9 protein-coding genes are annotated in these 8,472 nt (G+C 62.2%); 4 read left to right on the forward strand and 5 right to left on the reverse strand.

Annotated features, from left to right (window positions below):
- The first annotated feature begins 161 nt into the window (after positions 1–161).
- Positions 162–1,193 carry an alpha/beta fold hydrolase gene (locus DBV08_RS15010; protein ID WP_021333908.1) on the forward strand — a complete coding sequence of 344 codons (1,032 nt, stop codon included), beginning with the start codon at positions 162–164 and terminating at the stop codon, positions 1,191–1,193.
- On the opposite strand, the gene DBV08_RS15015 is transcribed toward DBV08_RS15010, so the two are convergent.
- Genes DBV08_RS15015 through DBV08_RS15025 form a run of 3 tightly spaced genes read right to left on the reverse strand, consistent with a single transcriptional unit; the run spans position 1,190 to position 4,088 of the window.
- On the reverse strand, positions 1,190–1,987 hold the full coding sequence (locus DBV08_RS15015; protein ID WP_046378192.1) for a carbon-nitrogen hydrolase family protein: 798 nt from the start codon (positions 1,985–1,987) through the stop codon (positions 1,190–1,192). The genes DBV08_RS15010 and DBV08_RS15015 overlap by 4 nt on opposite strands.
- Entirely contained in the window at positions 1,975–3,339 is a 1,365-nt protein-coding gene (locus tag DBV08_RS15020; RefSeq protein ID WP_124567907.1) for an MFS transporter, read from the reverse strand. Before DBV08_RS15020 ends, DBV08_RS15015 begins: the two co-directional genes overlap by 13 nt.
- Positions 3,336–4,088, reverse strand: coding sequence for an HpcH/HpaI aldolase/citrate lyase family protein (locus tag DBV08_RS15025; protein WP_124567908.1), 753 nt, complete (start codon positions 4,086–4,088; stop codon positions 3,336–3,338). The genes DBV08_RS15020 and DBV08_RS15025 overlap by 4 nt, the downstream gene beginning before the upstream one ends.
- A gap of 174 nt (positions 4,089–4,262) precedes the next feature.
- Between DBV08_RS15025 and DBV08_RS15030 the strand changes: the two genes are divergently transcribed.
- Positions 4,263–4,940 (forward strand): GntR family transcriptional regulator, encoded by a 678-nt coding sequence (locus tag DBV08_RS15030; protein ID WP_185564635.1) that lies wholly within the window; start codon positions 4,263–4,265, stop codon positions 4,938–4,940.
- Here DBV08_RS15030 and purU read toward each other — a convergent pair.
- On the reverse strand, positions 4,937–5,824 hold the full coding sequence (gene purU / locus DBV08_RS15035) for a formyltetrahydrofolate deformylase (protein WP_003941509.1): 888 nt from the start codon (positions 5,822–5,824) through the stop codon (positions 4,937–4,939). The two genes, DBV08_RS15030 and purU, sit on opposite strands and share 4 nt — an antisense overlap.
- Before the next feature lie 64 nt (positions 5,825–5,888).
- Between purU and deoC the strand changes: the two genes are divergently transcribed.
- The gene (gene deoC, locus DBV08_RS15040) at positions 5,889–6,554 is read left to right on the forward strand and encodes a deoxyribose-phosphate aldolase (RefSeq protein WP_095970489.1); all 666 of its coding nucleotides are present in this window, start codon (positions 5,889–5,891) and stop codon (positions 6,552–6,554) included.
- On the opposite strand, the gene DBV08_RS15045 is transcribed toward deoC, so the two are convergent.
- Entirely contained in the window at positions 6,551–7,321 is a 771-nt protein-coding gene (locus DBV08_RS15045) for a DUF2993 domain-containing protein (RefSeq protein WP_007735358.1), read from the reverse strand. The two genes, deoC and DBV08_RS15045, sit on opposite strands and share 4 nt — an antisense overlap.
- A gap of 127 nt (positions 7,322–7,448) precedes the next feature.
- Between DBV08_RS15045 and DBV08_RS15050 the strand changes: the two genes are divergently transcribed.
- The gene (locus DBV08_RS15050) at positions 7,449–8,027 is read left to right on the forward strand and encodes a hypothetical protein (protein ID WP_095970405.1); all 579 of its coding nucleotides are present in this window, start codon (positions 7,449–7,451) and stop codon (positions 8,025–8,027) included.
- Positions 8,028–8,472 lie beyond the last annotated feature (445 nt).

Consider the following 8,472-nt stretch of genomic DNA (forward strand, 5'->3'; position numbering starts at 1 on the left):
CGGTTCTGCTGATCCTGTGACGCCGTTTCCGGCCATCGTGTGTTGCCCCACTCTTTCGCTCCAACTCTGACAACAGGCGTTGTTCGAGTGATAGTGTCGGTTAACGGCAGTCACACATAGATTGCATCCGTCTGTCGTCAGCAGCAGTCAGGGGTAAATGCATGTCCAGTCGTTCGCGCACCACAGAGCTTCGAGTACTGGCAGGCGCCGTCGGAGTGGGAGCACTCGTCGCGGCGGTCGCGGGAATCCGTCATCGGCGATCCACCCGCGGGTTGACTCTTTCGAGCGACGTCGAGCCCAACGCACTCCTGAAGACTCCGACGCTCAAAGCTGATATCAGCGAACTGACCACCGACGACGGTGCGATCATCAATGTCCGGGCTTACGGTCCCGTCGACGGCGATCCGATCGTTCTCAGTCACGGCTGGACGTGCTCAACCGAATTCTGGTACCCGCAGGTCAATGCGCTCGCCGGGGAATATCGCGTCATCACCTACGATCAGCGCGGTCACGGACGCAGTACCGTCGGTAATCTTCCGCTCGGCCCGGACGTCCTTGCCGACGACCTCTCTGCCGTGCTGGCAGCGACGGTTCGCGAGGACAAGAAGGCGGTCATCGTCGGTCACAGCATGGGCGGGATGAGCATCATCGCCTGGGCTGGTCGTCACCCCGACGAGGTCAAGAAGTACGCGTCGGCGGTCATGCTCGCGAGTACGGCGAGTGAAAGGTTGATCGCCGAGACCACGGTCATCCCACTGCCCAATCGTTTTCCTCGGGTTCCGGTCCCCGTGGGCCGCGCCATCCTCAGCTCGCCCGTTCCATTTGTCTCCTCGGGCGCCATGACGAAGGCAATCCAGTACGTCTCGATGTCACCGAACGCGACCAAGGCCGAGATTCAGTTCTGCGAGAACATCGTTCGTGAGTGCAAGCCCCGCATCCGTGGTGGTTGGGGAGCAGCGCTGAGCACCCTCGACATTCACGAGGGACTCGACAATCTCGAAGTACCGACCACCGTGCTCGTCGGTTCGCTCGATCGGCTCACTCCGCCGGTCCATGCGCGCAAGCTTGCGCAGGTCCTCGACGACGCCGGCAACCTCGAACGGTTGATCGTGTTGCCGGGCGTCGGTCATATGTCGTCGATCGAGAACATCGACGAGTTCGACAAGGAAATCGTGCGACTGCGCAATCTCTAGCGCGCGGTGATTCCGAAGCGGCGTAGTTCGAGGGCAGGATTCTTCGTCCGGACCTCCGCGATTCGTTCGAGGGAGACGGTTGCAGTCGCGATACCCACGCGTTCTCCCAGCGATGCGACGATGACGCCCATCGGATCCACGATCATGCTCGCACCCGATCCCGCCGGCGCGCTCTGGTCGGCCGCCGCGACGTAGATCGTGTTCTCGATCGCGCGGGCGCGGACGAGAGTGGTCCAGTGATCTTCCTTCAACGGGCCGGGCACCCACTCCGCCGGGAGGAGTAGAACGTCGGCGCCTGCATCGACGATCCGTCGTGTCGTTTCCGGGAAGCGAAGGTCGTAGCAAGTCTGAAGACCGAACCGGACGTCTTCCACGACAAAGGTTTCGGGGTCCTGAATCTCACCGGCACGGACGACGTCCGATTCCTTGTAACCGAAAGCGTCATACAGGTGCAGCTTGCGGTAGATCGCAACGACACCGAGTTTCGGGGCAAGGGCGACCAAGGTGTTCGAGATCTTGTCGGAGCCCGTTACTGCCTCGTTGATCCCGGCGACTATGTGAATGCCGAGAGTTGTCGCGAGGTCTGCCAGCGCTGAGACGAATTTGCCGTCGAGCGACTCGGCGGTCAAGACGAAACGTGAATCCATGCTCGGAGCCGTGAACATCGCGTACTCGGGAGCGACCACGATGCGAGCGCCGGATTCCGCCGCTTCGCTTGCCAGTTTCGTGAGCTGCTCGAGATTCGCCTGCTTGTCGAGTCCTGGGGCGTACTGTGCGATCGCTACGTCGACCATGTGGTTGTGCCTTTCTGGGCTTGGGGCGCCGGCATTCTCTCGATCTTGCCGAGCACCACGGTGTAACAGAAGATTCCGCCGATGAGTACCGCACCGGTCGCGATGAACGCGCCGGCGAACGAACCGGTGGCGTCGACCACCATGCCGGTCACGATGGGCGCCGCGATTCCGAGCAGATTCGCCACGAAATTGACGATGCCGCCGAGCGACCCGGTGTATCCCTCCGGCGCGATGAGCGCCACGATGGACGAACCTGCGGGGACCGACACTGCCAGTCCTGCTGCTCCGATCGAGAGGAAGATCAGGGCGACTGCGATCGAGCCCGCGTATGCCGCTCCCGTGACTGCAAGTGATGCGAGGAGGCTGACCACGAGGACCGTACGGCGGACTTTGGTGACGTCACCCGTTTTCGCCAACCACCTGTCCATGAGAATGCCGGCGATGAGGAACTGTGCGATCACGGCAACGAGCCACGGGATCATCGTGTAGATGCCGCCCTTGAGGAGGTTGACCCCGAAGCTCTTCTCCAAGTAGGCGGGGAGCCAGGTCAAGAGCACGTAATACGCGTACGTGTAGGACGCGTACCCGAGTGCGAGTCCCCAAGTCTTGCGTCGCCGCAGGAGGTAGCCCAGGCCGTTGAGCGAACCGCTGGTTTCTGCGTCCTCGTCCTCGGCGCCGCCCTCGCGTATGTAATCGAACTCCGCTTGGCTCAGCCGACCCTTGGCGAGTGCCTCCTTGGGCGTCAGATACAGCAGCCACCAAATCGCGAGGTAGGCCACGGAGAGAACGCCAGTGAAGATGAAGGCCGCGTGCCAGCTGAATGTCGTGACCAGGAACGCCATGATCGGGATGCCGATGACGTTCGAGATCTTTGCGCAGCCGTCGAAGATGGACGTCGCGGTCCCGCGCTCCTGCTTGGGGAACCATTGGCCGATTGCTTTCCAGCCGGCCGGGACAGTAGGGGCTTCGCCGACCCCGAGGACGAGTCGGGCGACCAGGAGCATTCCCAATCCACCTGCCGCGGCCGAGGCGAACGACGCCACGGCCCAAAGAAACGCGGCAGCTCGATTGACCCACCGCACGCCGATGCGGTCGATGAACGAACCGATCGGCATCTGGAGCATGGCGTATGTCCACAAGAATGCGGACGAGACCATGCCCATTTGCGAAGCGCTGATGTCGAAGTCGCGCATGATCTCCGGTGCAGCGATGGAGAGGTTCACGCGGTCGATGTAGTTGACGAACATGCCGACACCGAGAACTCCGGCGATACCCCAACGGGCACGGCCGATCTTCGGCGGGACGGCCGTCTTCATCGGTGAAGAGCCGGGTTCCGAGGTTTGCGTTGTCATCGAGACTCCCGAATCCGAGTGATCTGATCGAGCGGTCCGGCGAAGCCGGCAGCGAGGGCACCGTGCTGCATGATCAATGCCATCTGATCAGCGCCGTGTCGAACGGCAAATTCTTTCTCTTCCACGCTCCACGCCGGCAGTACCCACGGCTTGCCCGCTTCGGCCGCCGCTGCGGCAACGATAGCGAGGTCGGCAAAGTCGCCGTCTGTGCGTGTGTATGCACCGCGTTCTCGGCGCAGCGAAAGATCGGACGGGCCCACGAAGACGCCGTCGACGGTGTCGAGTGCCAAGATGTCCGTGATGTTCTCGATTGCGCCGGCATCCTCGATCATCGGGTAGCAACGAGTGAACGTGTCCTGGCGACGGACCCAGTCGTCGGTGAAACCGCCGTAGTTGGTCGTGCGGCCGCCCGCGAAACTGCGGTCGCCGAGTGGTGGGAATTTGGCGAATGCAGTGACTTCCTTTGCATGGGAAGCATTTTCGATGTGCGGAATGACAACGGCGGTAGCGCCGAAGTCGAGAGCCTGCTGAATCGGTCCGCGCTCGGGTCCGAGGACTTTCGCGAGAACCTCCATGTCCAGACCGCGAAGGAAGGGGATGAATCGCTCGAGGTCGGCAAGGTCGAACGACCCGTGTTCGATGTCGAGGATCACCGCGCCGTAGCCGAGTCCACGCGCGATTTCTGCTGCGGCAAAGCTCGGATCGGACAGCCAGATCGCGTGACGGCGGTCGGCGGGAGTGCTGAACATGCTGGTGGGCTCCTTGGCAGTTGGGATTCTACGACTGATCGGATCGGTGTGACGACCCGCACAACTGTCGTATACGTCATGTATACACAGAGAATACTTGGTGTGTCCAGAGTCGGTATGATGAATTTGTTACAAGTTCGTCAACCCGGCGGACGCCAGTGCGAAGGGATTGTGATGTCGACACCGGCAACTGCCGACCCGTCAGCGACCCAGGGGCCGGCACGTGACCGCGTCTACGTCTGGTTGCGGGACGAGATCATTCGTGGATCGATCGAAGGCGGACGATTCCTGGACGAGCTGTGGGTCTCCGGAACTATGGGGGTCTCCCGTACACCGGTCAGAGAGGCATTCCATCGGCTCGCCGCCGAAAAGTTCATCACCCTCCTGCCGCGCAAGGGCGCGCAGGTACGAACGGTGACCGCCCGAGAGCTCGAAGAGGTCTACCAGAGCCGACAACTGATCGAGGGTCACGCGGTGACAGTGCTGTGTGCCCGGGGCTTCGGCGCGCCGACATCGATGATCGAGCTGATCGAACCGATGGAAGCCGCAGGGCGCGAACGCGATTGGTTCGAGGTTTCCGGTCTCGACCGGCAGTTTCATCTTGCGATGGTCAGAGCTGCACAGAACTCGGTACTGACCGAACTCTACGAGTCGCTCCGGTCACGGCAACAGAGAGTTGCGGTGCGCGCCCTGAACGTGGGACCGCACCGCCTGGACACGATCAATGCGCAGCATCGTGCCTTGGTTGCGGCGCTGGACGAATCCGATGCCGACAAGGCCCTCGAAATTCTGGCCGCACACCTCCGGCCGGTACCGGAGGTCCTTGCCCTCTTGCCTGCCGATCAGCCTTAGCTGAACACGACCGTCTTGCGCCCGTGGACCAGAACCCGATCCTCGAGGTGCCAGCGCAGTCCGCGTGAGAGCACGAGCTTTTCGATGTCTCGACCCTGCCGGACCATGTCGGCGACATCGTCGGCGTGGTCGACGCGGATCACGTCCTGCTCGATGATCGGACCGGCATCGAGTTCGGCGGTCACGTAGTGGCAGGTGGCGCCGATCAACTTCACGCCGCGGGCGAACGCCTGGTGATAGGGGCGGGCACCGATGAACGACGGCAAGAAGCTGTGGTGGATGTTGATCGCGCGTCCGGCCCAGTGCTCGCACAGTGATTCCGGCAGCACTTGCATGAAGCGCGCAAGAACGACGGCGTCGGGGTTGTGAGCGTCGACCAGGGCGCGAACCTTCTCGAAGGACGGTCCGCGTTCGGCCGGGTCCTTGGCGAACGGAACGTGGTGGAAGTCGATCCCGTGGCGCTCGGTGACACTGCGCAGATCTTCGTGGTTTCCGATGACGGCGCTGATTTCTGCCGGAAGTTCTCCGCCCGCGGCACGGCCCAGGAGGTCATGCAGGCAGTGGCCTTCCTTGCTCACGAGCAACACGATCTTCTTGGGTGCGCCGGAGTCGTGAAGAGTCCACTCGGTTTCCGGACCGATCTCGGCCGCAACAGCTTTGAACCGTTCACGAAGTTCGTCGATGCTCATGCTCACAGACGACGCACGGACCGCCTGACGCGTGAAGAACCATCCTGTGTCGGCATCGGCGTGATACGCGGCCTCCACGATCCATCCACCGACATCGGTGAGAAAGGTCGAGATGCGTGCGACGATGCCCGTGGTGTCGGGGCAGCCGAGGGACAGAACATAGCGACGATCATCGATCGAAGGTGCAGCGGTCATGCGGCCTAGTCTCTCAGGTGCGGCTGCAGCGACGGTCGTGTGGTGGTGTGCCAAGCTTTCCAACATGTCTGAAGCTGCACTCACTCGTTCCCAGGTTGCCGCGATGGTGGACCACACTCTCCTCAAACCCGAAGCCACCGCGGCCGATGTGACCGCCCTGATCGACGAGGCACGCAGCCTCGGTGTGCTGGCTGTCTGCGTCTCGCCGTCGATGTTGCCGATTCGCGCCGACGGACTGGTGACGGCGGCCGTCGTCGGATTCCCGTCGGGGAAGCATCATTCACTGGTCAAGGGTGCCGAGGCGCGACTGGCCGTCGATCAGGGCGCAGCCGAGATCGACATGGTCATCGACGTGGGAGCGGCGGTCGCGGGCGACTACAGCGCTGTGCTCGCAGACATCCTCACCGTCCGTGAGGCGATGGGGGAGAGTGCGATCCTCAAGGTGATCCTCGAAACCGCAGCGCTGTCCGACGAGGCAATCGTCGAATGCTGCCGCGCAGCCGTGCGCGCCGGGGCGAACTTCGTCAAGACCTCCACCGGATTCCACCCTGCAGGCGGGGCAACCGTCGAGGCCGTCAGACTGATGGCGCAGACCGTCGGCCCGGGCGTGGGAGTCAAGGCCAGTGGCGGAATACGTACGACGCAGGCCGCACTCGACATGATTGCGGCCGGCGCCACCCGCCTCGGATTGTCCGGAACCCGAGCAGTATTGGACGGTCTGACCGACTAGGTCAGCAGGCCGCAGCTGTCCGGCACCGCCGAGGTGTTCTGGTTGTTCGCGTCGGCGACAGGCATGGCGTAAGCGCCGCCCTCCAGTGAGATCTGGATCGCGTCGTCGGTGACGGTCAGCTTTGTGGGCTTCATGTCCAGCGGGTACGTCTGCAGGCTGTCGGTGAGTGTCTGAACGATGCCGTCGACCAGGTCGGTCGGCAGACCCAATCCGAGAATCTCGGCGCCGACGGTCTGAACGTCGACCACGCCGTTGGTGACGGTGGGCTTGACTGTCAGCTTCGCGAGCCCGACCGGTCCGACGTCGAACGCGAGTGTTCCGGCGCTCGAGTCGGCGGTGACGCCGGAGACGAGGCCACCGAAGGTCTGCTCCTGCAAGGTGGCGAGAATGCCTGCGGTAGACCAGGTGACGTCGGCGCTGGAGCTGCCGATGGTGCCGCTGTTACCCGCCGAAGGCTGCAAGTTGATGTCGTTCACCTTCGCGTGAACCTGCATTCCCGTTGCGGGGCCGAACGAAGAGTCGTCACTGTCGATGCTGATGTACGGCACCTTCTTGTCGACTGCCTGCAGGAGTACGGGCTTCCAGCTCAACCCGACGTCGACCTGGGATCCCAGTTCGCTCTGGAACTGATCGGCCATGCAGGTCTTCACCTGGTTGCGTACGTACAGTTCTCCACCGACGAGTGCCGCGACGAGTACGGCGATCACCACGAGAAGGATGATGAGCACTCGGTTGCGCGGACGAGGGTTGTTCGCTGCGACAGTCATTCGCCAGATTCTTCCCGACGAGTCTGAACGAACTCTGTGAATACGCACTTCCTCATTCCTGTGATGCGCGACACAGTCGCCCGTAGTCTGTTCGAAACGGCGTTTTCGACGGTCACCGGAGGTGGTCATGGCTTCGGACTACGAGTCACTCGAGCTGCTGGCGCTGCGACAGTGCGGATTTGTCACGGCTCTCCAGGCATCGGAACTGGGTTTCGGTCTGGCGTTGATGGAAGAAATGACGGAATCCGGAACATGGACATGTGAGTGCCGTGGACTCTTTCGTCTCGAACGCGTCAGGCATACCGCCTTGGACGAGTTCGCGAAGTGGTGCACGTGGTTCGCCGGTAGTGCCACCGTCTCGCATTACAGCGCCGCTGACCTCCATGGCCTCGGGCACCTGCAACCTCGTTTCATTCACCTCTCGATAGCTCACCCTCTCGCGGCGCCCACCCGTCAGGTGGCACTGCACCGACTGCCGCTTGCGGACGACGAGTGCGAACAGATCGGACCCATCCGCATCACCACGCCTTTGCGTACCGTGCACGACCTCGCTTCGGGTGGAATCTCTCAAGTCCTGCTCAATGAAGTAGTCGCCGATGCCGTAGCGATAGGCCGACTCGACGCACACGAGTTGTATCTCTCGTGTGAGAACGCGAGTGTCGACGTTGCCGTTCGGGTGGAGTTGGCGCTTGCCGCAAGCCTGTAGTCGAGCCAGTCACTTTTGTCGCTCCCTTGAGTCGCTGCGACCTTCTGGCATCGCTCCCGAAATCGAACATGACGCCGATATCAGAGATTTGAGACGCGCAACGTCGGGGTAAACATTTTCTCTTCTGCGCTGGTAGAACTACCTCGCGATGAGTGGTCTAGGACTTTCGGCCTAGGGTCACGGCTGCTCAGTGGTGTCGCCGATGAACCAAATCTGCGAAAAGCGTAGTTACTTTACAGTCAATGGGATAACGTCACGGCATCGAAAGCAGACGGACGCTTGTCCTGGACGGCTGTCTGCCCCCGTTGTCGAGAGGGATGTGGATGTCCGTGAGTGGTGTTCGTCGCGTTGTCGGTGGTTTGAGTGTGTTTGCTGTTGCTGCGGGGTTCGCGGTGGTGGCGGGTGCCGGGGTTGCGGGTGCGGCTTCGGTGACGGCGGAGGGAAA

The organism is Rhodococcus sp. KBW08 (assembly GCF_003852455.1).
GTDB lineage: Bacteria > Actinomycetota > Actinomycetes > Mycobacteriales > Mycobacteriaceae > Rhodococcus_F > Rhodococcus_F baikonurensis.

Bases quoted from the DNA above. Each gene is read 5' to 3' on its own strand.
- DBV08_RS15030 (WP_185564635.1), top strand. From the start codon at position 4,263: ATGTCGACACCGGCAACTGCCGACCCGTCAGCGACCCAGGGGCCGGCA.
- DBV08_RS15045 (WP_007735358.1), bottom strand. From the start codon at position 7,321: ATGACTGTCGCAGCGAACAACCCTCGTCCGCGCAACCGAGTGCTCATC.
- DBV08_RS15015 (WP_046378192.1), bottom strand. From the start codon at position 1,987: ATGGTCGACGTAGCGATCGCACAGTACGCCCCAGGACTCGACAAGCAG.
- DBV08_RS15050 (WP_095970405.1), top strand. From the start codon at position 7,449: ATGGCTTCGGACTACGAGTCACTCGAGCTGCTGGCGCTGCGACAGTGC.
- DBV08_RS15025 (WP_124567908.1), bottom strand. From the start codon at position 4,088: ATGTTCAGCACTCCCGCCGACCGCCGTCACGCGATCTGGCTGTCCGAT.
- purU (WP_003941509.1), bottom strand. From the start codon at position 5,824: ATGACCGCTGCACCTTCGATCGATGATCGTCGCTATGTTCTGTCCCTC.
- deoC (WP_095970489.1), top strand. From the start codon at position 5,889: ATGTCTGAAGCTGCACTCACTCGTTCCCAGGTTGCCGCGATGGTGGAC.
- DBV08_RS15010 (WP_021333908.1), top strand. From the start codon at position 162: ATGTCCAGTCGTTCGCGCACCACAGAGCTTCGAGTACTGGCAGGCGCC.
- DBV08_RS15020 (WP_124567907.1), bottom strand. From the start codon at position 3,339: ATGACAACGCAAACCTCGGAACCCGGCTCTTCACCGATGAAGACGGCC.